General features: G+C 42.0%; 8 protein-coding genes. 3 read left to right on the top strand and 5 right to left on the bottom strand.

Annotated elements, in window-relative coordinates; genetic code table 11:
- The first annotated feature begins 71 nt into the window (after positions 1 to 71).
- A complete protein-coding gene (locus KTO63_RS25205) occupies positions 72 to 2042 on the top strand; it encodes a tetratricopeptide repeat-containing sensor histidine kinase (RefSeq protein WP_217794910.1) in 1971 nt (656 codons plus the stop codon).
- A 306-nt stretch (positions 2043 to 2348) separates the two neighbouring features.
- Here the strand turns inward: KTO63_RS25205 and KTO63_RS25210 are convergent, their stop codons facing one another.
- Positions 2349 to 8486, bottom strand: coding sequence for a CARDB domain-containing protein (locus tag KTO63_RS25210; protein WP_217794912.1), 6138 nt, complete (start codon positions 8484 to 8486; stop codon positions 2349 to 2351).
- 160 nt (positions 8487 to 8646) lie between these two features.
- Complete coding sequence (locus tag KTO63_RS25215; protein WP_217794914.1) at positions 8647 to 9693, bottom strand: right-handed parallel beta-helix repeat-containing protein; 1047 nt, start codon at positions 9691 to 9693, stop codon at positions 8647 to 8649.
- Positions 9694 to 10017: 324 nt separating this feature from the next.
- On the opposite strand from KTO63_RS25215, the gene KTO63_RS25220 reads away from it, so the two are divergent.
- Positions 10018 to 11976 (top strand): tetratricopeptide repeat-containing sensor histidine kinase, encoded by a 1959-nt coding sequence (locus KTO63_RS25220; protein WP_217794916.1) that lies wholly within the window; start codon positions 10018 to 10020, stop codon positions 11974 to 11976.
- Positions 11976 to 12605, top strand: coding sequence for a response regulator (locus tag KTO63_RS25225; RefSeq protein WP_217794918.1), 630 nt, complete (start codon positions 11976 to 11978; stop codon positions 12603 to 12605). The genes KTO63_RS25220 and KTO63_RS25225 overlap by 1 nt, the downstream gene beginning before the upstream one ends.
- Before the next feature lie 103 nt (positions 12606 to 12708).
- Here KTO63_RS25225 and KTO63_RS25230 read toward each other — a convergent pair whose 3' ends face one another.
- Genes KTO63_RS25230 through KTO63_RS25240 form a run of 3 tightly spaced genes read right to left on the bottom strand, consistent with a single transcriptional unit; the run spans position 12709 to position 17289 of the window.
- The gene (locus tag KTO63_RS25230; protein WP_217794920.1) at positions 12709 to 13668 is read right to left on the bottom strand and encodes a hypothetical protein; all 960 of its coding nucleotides are present in this window, start codon (positions 13666 to 13668) and stop codon (positions 12709 to 12711) included.
- 17 nt (positions 13669 to 13685) lie between these two features.
- On the bottom strand, positions 13686 to 14690 hold the full coding sequence (locus KTO63_RS25235) for an NAD(P)/FAD-dependent oxidoreductase (protein ID WP_217794922.1): 1005 nt from the start codon (positions 14688 to 14690) through the stop codon (positions 13686 to 13688).
- A 7-nt stretch (positions 14691 to 14697) separates the two neighbouring features.
- Positions 14698 to 17289, bottom strand: a complete 2592-nt coding sequence (locus KTO63_RS25240) for a hypothetical protein (protein ID WP_217794924.1) — start codon at positions 17287 to 17289, stop codon at positions 14698 to 14700.
- Positions 17290 to 17790: the final 501 nt, after the last annotated feature.

The following is a 17790-nucleotide window of genomic DNA, read 5'->3' on the forward strand; positions in this document are numbered from 1 at the left end:
AACAAACACCATTGCAAAGTCGGTTATTATATACCGTTATTAGTACCCCATAAAAAAATGTATCTTGAGGTATGCGAAAACTACTGCCGGTATTGACCATCCTCTTTACTGTTTGTTTCTATAGCGGGCGGGCACAGTCATTCACCAAAAATGACAGCCTGCGAAACAGTATCAACAAAGCAACTACAGATAGCCTTAAAGTGGAAGCCCTGTATGAATACATGAAGGCCAACCTGAACAATAACACATCAGATTTTGAGCCTTATATCCAGCAAATGATTTTTTTGAGTCGTAAAATTAATTTCAAGTGGGGGCTGAGTACAGCTTATATTCTTGGGCTGTCTTATCATAAAAACCGCGGAGAGTTTGAGCAGGCTTTGAAGTATGCTGACTCGGCAACCGTTGTTGCCAAAGGCGATACTGCAGAGGACCTGCGACTCAATATGGGCCATATCTCCCTTAATCGCGGTAATCTTTATTATAACATTGGCGACTACGAAACTGCCCTGAAAGACTACTACCAGGCAGAGAAAGTGTTCAGGCAGATTCGTCATAAGTCGCTTGCCAGTACCTACAGCAACATTAGCAATTGCTTCATGTCATTGTCCGATCATTCCAAAGCAATAACATATTCCCGGTTAGCTGTTGCTACGGCCAAAAGCTTTGATGATAACAGGTTGCTGGCCACCGATATGATGAACCTTGCTACTGCTTATATGAATATTGACGATTATAATGCGGCGGATTCTTTGTTAGGTGAAGCATGGCCAATTGTAGAGCAATTGAAGAACCTGAAGAGCTTTCATGTTTATTACTACAACATGGGTGACCTGGCAACCTACAAAAAAGACACCGTAAAGGCGCTGGAGTATTACAGGAAGTCTTACGAATATGCCATGCAAAATGAGGATGTATGGCAACAAGGGAAAGCGCTCGATGTAATCATCAACTGCCAGATGGATTTACGACAAAGGGACGCAAAGATAAACATTGACAAACTGTATCTGTTGGCTGAAGAAAACGGAATGGATGATAATAAAGCCGCGGCGCTTCAGTACTACTCCCGGTGGTATGCTGATCATGGAGACTATAAAAAGGCGTATGCATACGAACAGCAATTTCGAATGATTTCGGATAGCATGCTTTCCAACGAGATTAAAGAAAAAGCCTCGCTAATGGATGTGCGTTTCAGGGTTGCGGGGAAAGAGCAGGAAATAAAAGACCTGACAGCCGCACAAAAAATACAGCAATTGTCAATTCGTCAAAAAAACATCGTCAATTATATTTTTGCGACGACTATCATTGCTTTGGTTATTATCTCTTTACTTATTTACAGAAACTATCGACACAGGCAAAAGTTGCAGCAGGCAAAAATTGAGGAACTGCAAACAGAGAAAAAACTTGCCGCTGCAGAAGCTGTAATAAAAGGGGAAGAGCAGGAACGTACCCGCATCGCCAAAGATCTGCATGATGGACTTGGAGGAATGTTAAGTGGCATTAAATATTCACTGGGTAGTATGAAGCAAAATTTAGTGATGACTCCTGACAACGCGCAGGCATTTGAACGGAGTATTGATATGCTGGACAGTTCGATAGGGGAAATGCGCCGCGTTGCGCACAACATGATGCCGGAGGTTTTGCTGAAGTATGGACTGGATACCGCTTTAAGAGAATTTTGTAATGATATCAACCGGAGCGGAGCCATCAGCATTAAGTACCAGTCTTTGGGAATGAACGGTGTTGAAGTTGAACAAACGACTGCCATTACCGTTTACCGTGTTATACAAGAACTTGTCAACAATGTTCTCAAACATGCTCATGCACAAAATCTGCTGGTACAACTACATTTTGCTGAGCAGGAAAATATACTCGCCATTACCGTGGAGGATGATGGTAAAGGTTTTAATATGGAAGCACTGGATCAAACTGCCGGAATGGGATGGAAAAGTATCCAGAACCGCGTGAAGTTTTTAAAAGGCAAGATTGATGTACAGGCGTCGCAAGATAAAGGCACCTCTGTAATGATTGAAATTGGTATTTGATGAGCGCAATGTCGTCTACTTAGGCGATGTCGCTGTTTGCCATTTTAATGTCCTACGGACAATAAAATGCTATCCTCAATATTTTCTATTGACATTAATGCCTTACGGGCAATAGAACTTTTCCCGTAGGGAAAAAATATCAATAGAGATCACCGCAACCTGAACATAATTGCCCGTAGGGCATTAACCTGTGGTGGATTTTCCTCTTGCAACAACAAAGCCGGTAAGTCAAAATCCAGATACCTCATCTTTAGCTGTTTTGACATTACCGGCTGATGGCCTATTCCTCATTAATCCATCACTTGCTTATTGTTTAATGATCATCTGCTGTTGTTGTTGATTATTGTTTTTGTACTGTATTACATAGATGCCCCTTGGCAATTTGCCAAGATCAATTTGCATATTGCTTGCAGTGTTTGTCAATTGTTGCATCACCTTACCTTCGATGCTAATGATCCGTATTGTGCCGTTTGCTTCAATTCCTTTTACTCGTATGAATTGTTGTGCCGGATTTGGATATACCTGCATCACAAACTCAGTTTCAATTTCAAACTTCACTTGTTTGATGTCAGAGTAAGTAAAGTCTCCGTTGATATCAACCATTTTTAAACGATAGTAGTTGATGTGCTGCTGCACTTCCACATCAGTGAATTTGTAAAGATGCGTGCCAGGATTATTCAGTGCCACTACAGTTCCTATATCTTCAAACTGACGGCCGTCTGAACTACGTTGTATTACGAAATGGCTTGTGTTGACTTCCTGATCCGTTTTCCATTGCAGCAATGCATTCTTTCCTTGCTTAGTGGCTGCAAATTCAAGCAGACGCAATGGTAACGCTTCCCCGGTACCACTTGTGATTGTAAAAGGAGAGAAGCTTGTGTAACCATCCTGCCATTTGCTGTAGTTGCCCAATGTATCTGCCACAGCGCCAGCTTTGTTGCCCATTTCCCAAATAGTAACGAAGTGTGCAGTTCGCGATTGTGTTCTGTCAAATCCCGGAAGTTCGTCTGCAGGCTTCCAGAAGAATTCAACTGTTGCGTTACTGCCGCCCGGCGTTTCTTCTTCTATGAACCATGTACGATTTACCACATTTGTTTTAACAGTATCTCCGCTGGTTCCATTGAACAACACATAAGGCACAACGCTTACAGAGAAATTATCCTGTGTTCCTTCATTTTTGATTTTTACAAAATTGCTTTTGAATAGATCAACACCCACAGGGAAAATATTTTCCTGATCATTGTTAATGAACTTCAATTTTCCTTTACCATTTGTGATCACAAAATGTTCCGGATCGAAATTATTGATCTTGCCTTTGATGGTGAGATCATAATCGCCCAACACAATCTTACCTCCGATCCATCCTGGTAATTGATCAGGAAGCGCCATCTTCATATCCACGTCTGTGTTTACAATCAGGTTGCTCTTCATTTTTGCAACAGTTGTGTAAGCCAGTGTATCGTTGTTGTTTAGCGCATCAAACTCCATTGGATAGCAGTTGATGATCTGCGCAATTACTTCACCGTTATTAGCATCGAATTGCATTTTCCTGCTCACCGTCATGCTTGCGCCAGCAGCCAATGTGAACGGTACACTGTCGATCGCGGTAATGGAATTGTTCGCATCCTTGATCAGGAACCTTACCCATGCACTTCCGTCCTTTGCGCCGTTATTTTTGATGGCGTACGAAATAAGCACGCTATCACCAGCTACAAAACCAGAAGGATTGAATGTGATGGCACCAGCGTGTATTCTTGCCATATCCGGAGCGTCGCCTACGATCAACACTCTTGTCGCTTCATTGTTGTTTTCTCTTTCTTCCAATGCGATGTTTGAAGGATCTGCAACAATTTTCATTGTCTTTACACCCGGTATAAGCGACATGTAATTTGCTGTGGCTGCGACCGTCGTGTCTTGTCCCGGTTGTAAGGCATTGATCACAACATCATCGCCCAGTTGAATATCATCCACCATAAAGCGTAGCACATTGGGTTGAGTGATTTTCAAACCTGCATTTTTCACCGTACCTACAATTGTGATCGCTTGTCCAGGATTAGGGTTCAGGCTGCTCGGCGAGATGTATTGTGACAACACTTCAAAGTCAGGATTGCTTTCTACCACTTTCACAAAGAAGCTGCCTTCATTGTTTGTTTCATTGATTTCACAGATCGTATTGGCAGTGTCGGCAATGACTTTTACTTCGTACAAACCTGCAGCCGTAAAGGCGTGTTTGAAGGTTGTAAATGATCCAAATGCGTCGCCCGCTTTTATTACATCAATGCTATCGACGCCTATCTCAATATTGTTCAGTACAAATTTTACTGACACTTTGCTTACATCACGATTGCCGATATTTCGCACCAGTGGATGGAAATCCTGGATGCTGCTGGCTCTTAGTACAACCGGGTTAGATGCAGAGCCAACGTCTGAAGGCAGCATATTGGGAGAAATGTCTGCGCCAAACTGAATTTGTTTGCTGTTATTTGTTTTTGTTGCTTCAACAATATTGTTATCGATATCTGCCATTACTTCTACTGTTACAGGACAATCATAATCATTCGTAGTAATGGTAAAAGCATCCGATGTTACAGTTACACTTCCTGATTCCGCCACGCCTGGTGCGGCCACTTTATTACCCACTGCAACACCGTTTACTGTAAACTGGACTTTGAATGGACCGGTTGCAATTCCTGTATTGTTGATGACAGTAGTAAACTTAACTTGTGAACCTACTGACAACGCGGTGCTTGTTGGTTTGATCGTTGTGGCAATCAAATCAGGTTTTGGAACATTAATTCTTGTTTCAAAGACATTGTTGTCCTCATTGTCTTCACTTACAGCTTTGTCAACATCTGTTACAATGCGGAAGAAGTGGTCGCCCGGCAACATTGCAGGATCGTCGAAAGTTAATGTTGTTGATGTTTTTCCTGACAACGAACTTACTGTGTATTCTTTCAACAATACTCTTGGGCCCCCGCTCATGGAATCCAGTAACTGTACTTTGTGCGGGCCGGCATCACCACATTTAATATTCGCATCAGCAAAAGCAAACCTGGTGAATTTCGTTTGCTGGAAGTTCTGAATGGTAAGATCAGGATCTATGCTTTCCGCGATCATTGTTACAGATTGCGTACCACCCATTTGTTCAAACACGCCTTTGTAGAACGCACCAGGTATTTCGAAAAACTCATTGTACACATAGTTTTGCTCAGCTGTTATAACATTTGGCCCTGTTGTATCGAGCGTTACAAAAACCTCGAATGTTTTTACTTCGCCCGGAGATGTTGTTCCATCCACACTCCAATATGTTTGTATCAATTTGCCATTATGGAAAATATGAACAGTGTCTTTCAATATCTGATCCCATGCGTTCCAGAAATTGCTCAGGTTTCGTGCACGATAAGATACGGTTACACTGACTTTTCCAGTTGTACCTACTTTTTTCGAACATGGCGCATTGCTAAAGCTTGACGCTATTACAACACCCGGCTGTGGTACAGTGTTACAAGGTTTTGTAGGGCAAGGTACATTTACATTAACAGTAGTCGGGTTGCTGGTAAATGTAAAGTCTGTAACTGTAACCTCGTAAGTGATCGTGCCACCACATGCTACGTTTTGCAACAAGTAGCTGTAGTTTCCGTTTGCATCCGTTGTGGTTGTAAATGTTTCTGTGCCAATCTTGATATCTACTTCGCCGCCCGCAACACCTTGTGGCACTGCTGTTCCATAGTAAGCAGCGGAACCTGCGATCAACACTGCAGTTGGGCAACTTTGTACAGTAGCTGCAGAGGTAATGTTGATGCCTCCCGGCAATATTACATGACCCACTGTTACCGGACGAATAGCATAGTTGTTCAGTATGTTAGATTCGCCGAGTGTGTTGCTGCTGTCGATCCAAACTTTGATAGGATAGAAGCCATCTGTTGCAAAAGAAAATACTTTGCTGATGGTCGCGCTGCTGAATTTTTCTACAACAGGAATGGTGCCACTGCCTATCAGAATGGTGTCTCTGTAAAACTTGATGGGAACATTCGTTGCTGTGTATGCACTGCTGTTAGTGATGTTCGCCGTTACAGTGAATGGTTCACTTACCGCAGGATTGTTTTTGCTGAATGAAATATCATTTGCAAATATTTTCAGATCAAGTAATTCGTATGTAATGATTGGCCCTGATTTGTAACTGAAGTTGGACGAGTTGCCATGATCATCAGTTGCAAAAAATTGATAGCCCAGGGTGTTGGTGAAATTTGGATGCTCAACCGTAAGCGTGTAGGTAACACCATTTACGTAGTCGGTACCAGCATCATCTTTGTTCATGGTATACATGCCTTCGCCTGCATCATTAAAATCTCCATCGCCATTTCTGTCAATGCCTACTTTAGGGAAGTCTGCAGCAGGTGGTCGATTGTCTGCGGATTTGTAAACGATCTTATAAGTGTACATTCCGGTTTGTCCGGCTTCTGCGCTTACTCCACGTGTGCCGCCAAAAGGCGCAATGGTGATGAAAGATAATGATGGAGCGGCTCCCGGCACATAACCAGAACCTGATAACTGCGTAGTAACGGAATCAATACCCGGAGTAGATGATACTATTTTTAACTGGCCCACGAAACTGCTTATCAATGACGGCGTAAATGTTACCGGCAAGGTAATAGAGCCATTTACAGGAATCGTAGTGCCAGAGGTAAAGGTCACGCCAAACGCGGTATTGCTGCTCACTACATTGCTAAGTGTTGCTACAATATTACCTGTGTTTCTTATGGAGAAAAGGAATGTGGATGGGGCGCCTGTCGCTACTGCACCAAAATCATGACCGGCAGCGGGATCTATTGTCCATGATGGAATTTGCGTAGCACCCTGTCCTTTAACGGCTACTTTAAAGTCATCGCCGGATGTATGGATCACAATGGTGTCGCTGTATGCAATGGCATTGGTTGGTGTAAAACTTACCCTGATCGTATCAGTTTTTCCTGCCGCAATGGTTACGGTGCCAGTGATGTTTGTGGTGAATGGTGCTGTAGCATCAACACTGTTGATGGTTTGGTTTGTAGCACTCGCGTTCGTTACTACAATATCTTTTGTTATGGTCGTATTGACCGGAACTATAGTGAAATCAAGGGAATCCGGCGCTATGGATAGTAAGCCCACTGCAAATTTTTTCCATGCAGTGATGCTCCAATTGCCTTCCTGGTTTTTTGTCCGGATAAATAAGTTGTGATCGCCGCTTGCCAATGATGCCGTGTTGATTGATGTGGTAACGTTGCTAAGATTGGTTCCTGCTGCAATTGTAATGCTTTGTCCATTGCCTGTTCCGGGATCCGTATCGATAAAGTATTCTGCGGCTACAATGTTCAGTGGAGCAGTAGGTTCAACGGGATAATAGTAGTCTGCATTGATAATAAAATCCTTTACGTTTGTAATGCTCCAACTGCCCTCGTTGTTTTTACTACGAATATATAATCTGTGCGTGCCGTTGCTTAATCCGGTTGTATTTACAGAAGCGTTAATGTTATTGAGATCGACACCTGCAGCGATGAAGATAGCTTGACCACTGCCCACGCCTGGATCTGTATCAATAAAATATTCAACGGCAATAATATTTTGTGGTGATGGAGGAATAACGGGGTATGTAAAATCTGCATTCACAATAAACTCCCTCATGCTTGTAAGGCTCCAAAATCCTTCGTTGTTTTTACTGCGGATATAAAACCGGTGTGTACCGTTTGAAAGTCCTGCTGTGTTGGCTGTTGCCGCAATGTTCGAAATGTCTGTACCAGCTGTAACTGTAATGGCCGAGCCACTTCCAAGGCCCGGATCGGTATCGAAGAAATATTCTGCGGCTACAACATTTTGCGCAGCAACAGGCGCCGGAGCATAAGCGAAATCGAAATTCACAATAAACTCTTTCACACTCGTCAGGCTCCAGCGACCTTCATTGTTCCTGCTGCGGATGTACAACCTGTGCGTGCCATTGGATAAGGTGGCTGTGTTAATGGTAGCCGATGTATTGCTTAGGTCCAAACTTGCTGAAATTGGAATAGGTGTTCCGCCGCCGTGTCCCGGATCAGTATCTATAAAATACTCTGCGGCAACGATGTTTTGCGCAGCCGCTGGTGGCGCCGAATACACAACATTTGCATCATACAGAAAGTCCTTCATGGCTGTAATGCTCCAAAATCCTGACGCATTTCTCGTGCGCAGGTAGAGGCGATGCAGGCCATTGCTTAAGCCGTTTACATTAATGGTGGCGGCAAGATTGCTAATGTCAGTGGCCGCCGTAACGCTTGCGGGCGTTGCATTTCCGGGACCTGGATCGGTATCTATAAAATATTCCGCTGCAGCTATATTTTGCAAGGCTGAGGGAGCAGGGGGGTATGCTGGATCTTGCGCGTAACTGCAAGCCGCAGTAACCAACAACAATATGGTGTAAAAATATTTGGTCATTACTCTGGTTTTTAAGATCGCTGTTGGTTATTGTTGGCATGATCCAACCAGTTTGCCGTGGTGCTTGCGGCAAAATGAATCTATGGAGAAGGCAACGTTGTGTTGTTGACCTTCTCCGATGGATTTTTGTAACAGCGGTGTTGTTTGTTCGAAACCGTTACTAGTTATTGTTCCTGGTGCTAAAAGTTATGTTCATGGTTGCACTACCTGATGGGATGGAAGTAGGCACAGTCAATGTGTAAATGCTGGGAATATTGGGAATGCCTGAAAGCCTGTATGGATCGGTTGCGCCAAATGCGCCCATGTCAGGGTTTACAACAGTGCCTACAGTGAGGCCGGTTCCTTTAGCGGGTGAGCCTGCTTTAAGCACCATCCGACTGTCAAGACTGCCTGTGCTGCCTCCGACATATACAGTGCTCATGTCAACATTGAGTGTGTTTCCTGTTGCCGTGCCGGACAATGTTTGATTGGCTTGAAACAAGTTGTTTTTAACGGTGCTGTTGGTAAAAGTACAGCTAGCATAGGTGCCGAAAATATTGTTTGCGATGTATGTATTTAGCAACACAACACCATATGCGCTGCCATAAATACTGTTGTTTCTAAAAAGATTTCCGGTGCCTGTCAATTGATCCATCCCTATGTTGCAATAGCCGTAAAAAGCATTGTTCTCACAAACAAAGTTTGTAATGATTACGGCAGCAGCATTACTAAAACCATTGTTTAAGAAAAAGCATTTTCTGAAAGTTATTGCATCATTGGTGCCGCTTTCAAAATAAGGGCTTCCTGTAAAACCAACTCTTTCAAAGGTTACATTACTGGCGCCATTAAAGTACATCCCCGTTAAGGTAACGCCGATGAATTTGGAACCGCTGGCACCTGCATTCAAACGAAGAAATCCTAAACGGCTATCTGCTGTTAAAACCTGCAGGCCGCTATTGCCCGGTGCATTTGTACTGGCCGGGTCGAGCAAATAACCAGGTCCAATGAAAGTGAGTCTCTTGCCAATCGTCATGCTGTTGGTTACATAATCGACAACGCTTGGTTCAATATACAAGCTATCTCCATTTGTTACACTCGCACTGTTTACAGCATCGTAAATACTGGTGAAATTTGCGTTTACACCTGCGTTATTATTAATTCTCCAGCTTTTGGCAAAGGAGATAGAGGTTATTGATAATCCGGTTAGGAGGAGGAGAAAATATTTCATTGTGTTTCGTTTAGAATGTAAAAATATTTTCCAGCGAAGCGGAATCATATCCCCGAAAAACATGAATTTCATCAATTTGAAAATTTGGGAATTTGAAAATGGGGAATGCCGTAGGGGCGAATCGCATTCGCCCTGTCACACCATCAACGAGCCCACAAGCCCAGCACAGGCGAGTATCATAATTTTCAAATCCTCAAATTGCCCTCCCATTTTCAACTTTCAACTTTCAATTTTCCATTAGTAAAAATCATGGAAAACAGGGATGGCGTAAAGGAATGCTTTGTGGTTAATTTGTAAAGTGGGAGTAAACAGTTATTTTACCAAATGCGGTTAATTTTCTCGGCCTTCATTTTAACTACTTTATACTTACCTGTGAAAGCGCAGGATCTGATGAACAGAGACAGTTTGTTGAAACTTTTGCCTTTGGCAAAAGAAGACTCAAACAAGGTGTTGCTGTACATTAATATTGGTCAGCAATATGAATCTAACGAACCAGAGGCTGCAAAACAATATTACCGGGCGGCCCGGGATTTAAGTGAAAAGATAGGATACACCAGAGGCCTGATCAAGTTTGCAGCAAACTACACGTTTGTTTTGAATATGCAGGGGTTCTATGATTCATCGCTCATGATCAACAAAACGTCTGTAGAGCTTTCCAGGAAAATAAAGGATTCGCTTTATCTCGCAAAGACCTTGTTTAACACAGGCAGCTCGTATCGTGTAATGGGCGATTTTGAAAATGCGGTGAAATGTTATGAAGAAGGAAAAGTGATATTTGCGAATTATAAAGATGACAGGATCCAGGCACAGGGCGATGATATTTTGCAAAATCTTTTTACGGAATTGCATCAGTATGATAAGGGTGTTGAGTATGGCGAACGATCAGTAAGAATACTTCGGAAGCTGGATATACCGGCGCTTTTGGGCATTTCGCTGATGAACCTGGGGATTAATTATCAAAAGAAAATGCTTTCTGACAAGGCTGAAAAATGTTATCGCGAAGCATTGGAGATTGCCAAAAGTGTGGATGATAAAAACATGGAGGCTACCGGTTATCTGAATATCACTGATGTATATTTTCAATCGGGAAGGTACAAGGAAATGAAGCCGTACGTAGATAAAGCGATAGCGCTTTCCCGCGAGTTGAATCTGCATGAAAGTGAATTGATAGCAACAAAGGCACTCGCATTTCACTACATGTCGGTAAATGATTATGGTACGGCAGAGAAGAAGGCACAGGAAGCGTTGGCCATTTCGAATAGCTATAACCTAAGGATACAAAGGGAAAAGGTATACAATGTACTGGCGTCGATTGCCTACGGTATGCACAACTTGAAGCTGGGAGAGGAATATGAAACAAAAGGTGCGTTACTGTCGGATAGTTTGTTGAACGAACAGATACAAAAGAATAACCAGGAGCTGGAAAAAAAATATGAAACCAAACAAAAGGAAGGCAAGATAAAGGAACTGGAGGCAGAAAGGCAATTGCAGGCATTGTCGATTAAACAGAAAAATATCCTAAATTATATTTTGATAGCGAGTGCCATTATAATACTGATCATTTTCACACTTTCTTACCGCAACTACAAGCAAAAGCAAAAGCTGCAGCAGCAGCGGATTGCAGAGCTGGAAACTGAAAAGAAACTCGCAGCAACGGAAGCGGTACTTAAAGGTGAAGAGCAGGAAAGAACCCGCCTGGCTAAGGACCTTCACGACGGTTTGGGAGGAATGTTGTCGGGCATTAAATACTCATTTCAAACTATGAAAGAGAATCTTATAATGACGCCGGAAAATATGCAGTCATTTGAACGCAGCATGGATATGTTGGATAGTTCCATCAGAGAAATGCGTCGTGTGGCGCACAACATGATGCCTGAATCTTTGGTGAAATTTGGCCTTGACGAAGCGTTGAAAGATTTTTGCAATGACATAAATCAGAGTGGCGCATTGAAAGTCAGTTATCAGTCGTTTGGATTGGCAGATCAATCGATTGATCAAACGGTGTCCATTACCATTTATCGTATAGTGCAGGAGTTGATCAATAATACTATAAAGCATGCCGCTGCCACTGAGGCTATCGTGCAGTTAACAAAAACCGATGGCACCATTTCAATTACCACGGAAGATGATGGAAAAGGATTTGACACAGCGATTCTTCAGCGTGCGAAAGGGATTGGATGGAGTAATATTCAAAACCGGATAGAGTTCCTGAAAGGCAAGCTGGACGTTCGCTCTGAGGAAGGCAAAGGAACATCTGTTCATATAGAAATAAACAATAACTAATGGCAATTTCGATTTTTATTGTTGACGATCATTACATGGTGATAGAAGGAATTCGTTCATTGTTTCAGCATGAAAAAAATGTGGTGTGGCTGGGACATGCCACCAATGCAGCGTCGTGCCTTGCATTTTTAAAACAGCAACTACCCGATATCATTTTGCTTGACATTAATCTACCGGATAAAAGTGGTATTGATCTCTGCAAGGAAATTAAGACACTGTACCCCACTGTGTGTGTGATCGGACTGAGCACTTTCAACCAGCAGAGTTTTATCGAGAAGATGATGGCAAATGGAGCCTCGGGCTATGTGCTTAAGAATGCAACGCAGAAGGAGTTAATGGATAGTTTTGAAACGGTGATGAAAGGCAGGGCTTATCTCTCGCACGAGGTTGCACAGATGTTGCGCAGTAACGAGGCCGCGGATGATGCACCTGTACTTACGCGCCGCGAAAAGGAAGTGTTGGAGCTGATTGCAGAGGGTTTGACAAACAATGAAATGGCTGAGAAACTTTTTGTAAGTGCCTCCACCATTGATACCCATCGCAAGAATTTATTGATGAAGCTCAATGCAAAAAATACGGCAGAACTTGTGAAGTTGGCACTCATAAAAAAACTGATCTCCTTTTCATAGAAGATGCAATTATCAATCTGCAACGAAATGAAAGGCTAAGTCCTTGTTCTGTCTCTGGAAAGGAGCAACTAGCCCTTAGCCGTTCTTAGATTCTTCATGGATCTCAGTTTGTCCATTTCCAACGAATGCCGAATTTGTCATTATAGTTTAGTCTTGGAATCTTACATGTAAGGATATTGAATTGCATACAGCCTACTGCTTCATTGCTTAAAATAAGATCGGGCTTTATAGCTGTTATTTGACCGGAGGCTTTTTCATACAAAGCGTCATCAGTATTTGGATTGTCAAATTTTAAACTACGACTAATAATTTGAAACTCGATCTCCCCAATTACATCATCTTCTTTATTATAATAGTAAAACATATCAAAATTGCGGCCGGTAAATACTCTCTTAAAAAATTCCCGACTTGCCGCTAATGTGTCATAGAGATAATCGGCCCGGGTTGTAATTGTTTTACGCTCATATTTTGCCATGCTTGTTTTTAAATCATAAATAAGATGAATAGCGTTAGGATCACCGTCAGGACCCTCTTCTTCACTTCCCGGTTCTCTTACCACATTTTTGGCATAGAGAGCATTGTATTCTTCAGAAAATATCTTTTCGGAGTTATAGGCCCGTAATGCGATGACCTCGTATGAAATTGAAACAAGCATGCAATAATTTATCGCATTCCCCGAGCAGGAATCTTTGTATAATCCCGCGGTTTTAGGCCGCTCGGAAAAAATACGTATGGTCATCTTGGGAATTACATAGTCTTTCCCTTTTTTCAGACCGGTTCTGATTAATTCTCTTTCAGAAGTAGAAAAATAATTTTTATCGTAGTAGACGAGCTTGCTTAAGAAAAAGAACCCGGTGAAAAGTATAAGCTGCATTAGGACAGCAAATGCAAAAAATTTCAACCATTTTTTTCTTTTTATTTCCTTGGATTCATAGACTTCTGGCTTTTTTAGTGGTTCTGAATGAGAAACTGATTCGTAAGTTTTCTCAATCAGTTGAGTTAACAACGGAGCAAACAAGCCTCCGATAAGTATAACCACAAGTGGCATTACATAATCCTCCATGTTGTTCGATTTAGGCGTTACATTAAATTGATGTTATGGTCACGATAATATTTAGACAATTGTTTTACACAGCTCATATATGTGTTAAGAAACCAACTATCGTAGTCAAAAAGATAAATAGCTTCTCTTACAGGGTTAGTTTTCGTTTTGGGTATTGCCTCCAGCGCCAGCACACCGGAAATAATACCGTTTAAAATTCCTCTTCCAGCTGCCGGATCGATTATGCCCGCAGCGTCACCGGTCAGGATCAATCCTTCGGTACATACTGGCCTGAAAATGCGCCAACGCATATTGGCAAATTTTGTCCTTTGGATTTTCTTTAAGCCTGTAATCTCAAATGGTGGATCTTTCGAATTGCGTGAAAGCTTGGTCCAGCTAACCAAACCATTCGCTTCAGGAGCTAACCAAAGCCATCCGTCTTCATTCGGTATAAAATGAGTTGTAGTAGCTTTGTATTGAGCACAATCAGATTCTGCTGTCCCGGTCCAAACTCCCAGTGGCGGTGAAAAATGTTTTTCCTGCCATTTCATCTTTCTTCCACCCAGTCTTTTACGGCCACTAGCGTCAATAGTGTAGAAAGCAGTGTAACGCAATCCACAACTTGTAGTGATACCGGAAATGCGGCTGCTATTATGTTCGTATGTGAAATCAACTACTTCATCAAAAAGAATTTTAACGCCGCACTTGTTAGCATAAGCCAGCAACTCCTCATCAAAGACTTTGCGATTGATATGGAGGCCATTGGGTAACTTTTGTTCGAAAAAACCTGCAACATTAGTTCCGGTTTGTATACAACTGTATGTGCCCCTGAAAGATTTTTCAATGCAATGCGCCAGTCCTAATTTTGTTAACATAGTATGGCATGCAGGATGAATGCTTTCCGAAGCAGGTAATAAGTTATTGGGCTCGAACTTTTGTTTGCTCGTAATAAGCAAAGTTTTGTAGTTATGCCTGGCTGCAGTAATAGCGGCAATGCATCCTGATGGACCTGCGCCGATGATTATGATATCAAAAGAAGACATATTTAAATTAGGGTTGCCAATCAATAGAATTGCCGATTATTTTTCCATATACTATATTCTCACTGGTTACTTCACATATGTATATTCTCTGGCAATCCAGCCGGCGCCTCTTATAGTCTGCCCATTCTCTTTTTTTGAGTTGGTCTTTAACAGTGTCAACAAATACAAAGAGGTAGCCGAGGCCTTTTACTTTTGCATTTTCTTTCAACGTGATCCATTCCTTGTTAGAACCAACAAGTGTGGGAGGTATGCCCCAGGCATTGGCATTTTCAATTCCCCAATTTACTTTCTCGGCGCTCACCAACCAGTGATATGTATATCCCGTCGAGAGTGTTCCTTCTTCCCCTGATCGAAAATCAACCTTTGGTAATCTTTCGATACATAATTTCAGGCAAGCCATGCGCTGGATTAATTCTGCACTGGTTATTTCCCTTAGTTTTGAAAAGTCTAACCTGTCATCTAATGCATTTTGCACACAATCAGCCCTCGCCAGATCAGTAAAATTTACTTTCCATTTTTGTTTTATTTTTTCTATAAAAGGTCCTTGTTCACCATCCCATCCGAAAGTCGCAGAGAGTGGAGATTCCTGGCTTCTGCCGTGAAACCCCAATTCTTCATCTAATAAGGGAATTGCGGTAGGATTTCTATATTGTTTTTGTAGTGAGCCCTGGTAAGTTCTGGACGCGTCGGGCGAAGCTGCCGGCCACATTCCATTCATTGCTGAACATAGTTTCATGTCTTCAATAAAGGGCGAACCGAGGCCTTCCGTACTTAGAAAAAGTCTATCGTTTTCACCGGCATAAGTAATGTCCCATCCGGGCGCAAATACAGACGAAGATGCGTCGGGCAGGAAACCCGAGCTATAGTAAGTTTTATCATCTGGCAAGTTGCTAAGATGTGGCGGACATATATAAGAATCTTTCGAAGGCAATGCAGACATCACCGATGTGTAAGTGTCAATCGTGGGATCTCCTGAGGCTGGTATCGATTTAGGGTTTGGGCTTAGTCTTGCTATAGCCAAACTGGCAATGCCTCCTTCATAAAAATTACTGGTCCTGGCATTACCTGGAGCAATATCGTAGTCTATAAGATCAAAATTGTCGACCAGTGGAAAAAAGTCAGGAGCTGTTATAACTGAGAATGCCGGCAAAATCTCTATCGTTTCTACATCCGGAAGAATAGCTTTTTCCAGGGAAGGAATTGAAGCCATTACACAACCATCGCAAATACTATCTTCAAATGCCGGCGAATAATAGTCGCCATCAGCAATTGCTTTTTCGAACTCGCTATTCATTTCTCTCTGTATCTGCCGGTATTCAGTTCTTTTCAGCGTGTCGGGCAATTCATGAGTAACATTAACAAACAGAGCCTGGTTTCTTGGGTGATCATATTCGTTTGGACTTCTTGCACCTTGTGATAAAAGTTCAATGTCTTCCACTTCCTGAGTATTGAATGAATTGTAAAATCTATCTTCACCTCTGTCTTTAGGAACTTTGAAATAAATAATATTTCCTTTGGCAGAAGCTGTTCTTATGAGTTGCTGCGGCTTCGATACTGCAAGGAAAGATGAACCTATCCCCGTTTGGGAAGCTGGTATCACCAGATCTTCAGATGTCTTTATTTCCGGGATTATTCCACTTAGTGCTTCGAGTTTTTGTCTTGTAAAAAGAGAATGTAATTTTTCACTCCGATGAGTCTCCGAATATGTAATTCTGTTTCCACCGATCAGTGAATCCTCCATGGATATTTTTCTGATAGGTTGAAGGAAATATCTGTTTTTATCTTCACTGTCATTGTGGAGGTCACCTTGTTTATAAATGCCGGTTGTCATCAATGAAACGTCAATATTCTTTACTTTTCGTGCAATGAAAACTCCAAATCTTGCCGGGATCACAGCCGCATGTTTTATTTTGGAAATATCCGACGGTTTATTAACGAAGCATCGATTAATACGATCAAAGTGATAGGGCTCGTCTCCAATGCGACCAACTCCCGTTCTCGAGAATACCAAGTCGGCGTACTTATGATGGGGCGTTTTAAAAGAAGGACGATATTCGTATGCGAACACTGCAAGTACCAGTTTTTCACCGGGGTTAATTCCATAATAGGATTTCAACTTCTCCCAATTTGAAAGTGCATAGATCGCAGCTTCAAGAATATCTAATTGCTCCAGGCCGCAGTAATCCTTTAATCGGGTTGGCTTCACCCTGGAACTCGCCAATGCGTGATAGATAAGACTGAATGCAGGGAAACCAGGCGTAATTAACCGATTGCCGGCAAAATCTTCAAAGCCCCTGGTTGCTCGCAAGACTGTAATTTTTTCACGACTTATTTCGCCGGTAAGCGTCGGCAAAAGGTCATTTATGTTTCCGTTTAACTTTTTACCACTAAGTTCTTCTAAATAGTCAATCCAACCATTTGACCTCATCCACTCAAACAGCTTATCCAGCTTATAATTTATCGCTTTATTTATAGCCGCTGTTTCCAATGAGAAATCAGCCTTTTTCAAAATTTCCATTAAAGCATGTGGCAGGCCAGGAACTATCACACATCCCGCCAATAGCGTAGTATTTGTGACCAGGAATTTTTTTCTGTCCATATAAAACTAAATTATAGTTAGGTGGATTTAATAATCTCATCCAATTGCCTGGTAGATCGAATCGCCGTTTGAGGCATAGCATAGCTCGATCAGCATCATTGTTTGCAAATAACAATGAAACGCAATTTGTTATTCGAAAGAGGAAGCCGAAATCAGAAGTTTTACGAAGGGGATGGGTTTAGGGTGTATATTATAAACCTATAAAAAAAATCTTGGAAATAAAAGACCAGAAAAGAAATCGTGAAAATATTTTTTTAAGGTTGAGTATGTGGTATAGGTTGTGATTTAAATACACGCAGCACTGATGTTTATACGAAGGTGTATTAAGCTTACATGTTGCTATTGCAAGAGGTGAAATATTTGTATAGCTTAGTGCTATTGGTTTTTAAAAAATAGTTCCGCTTACTTCTTTCACAACTGAACTTCCCGGTATTTGTTTTGTTAGTAGTTATGTTATGACTTGATTGTAACATGGCGACAAGTTTGTAGTTGCCCACTGGT

The sequence above is a fragment of the Pinibacter aurantiacus genome (assembly GCF_019130065.1).
GTDB classification, from domain to species: Bacteria; Bacteroidota; Bacteroidia; order Chitinophagales; family Chitinophagaceae; genus Pinibacter; species Pinibacter aurantiacus.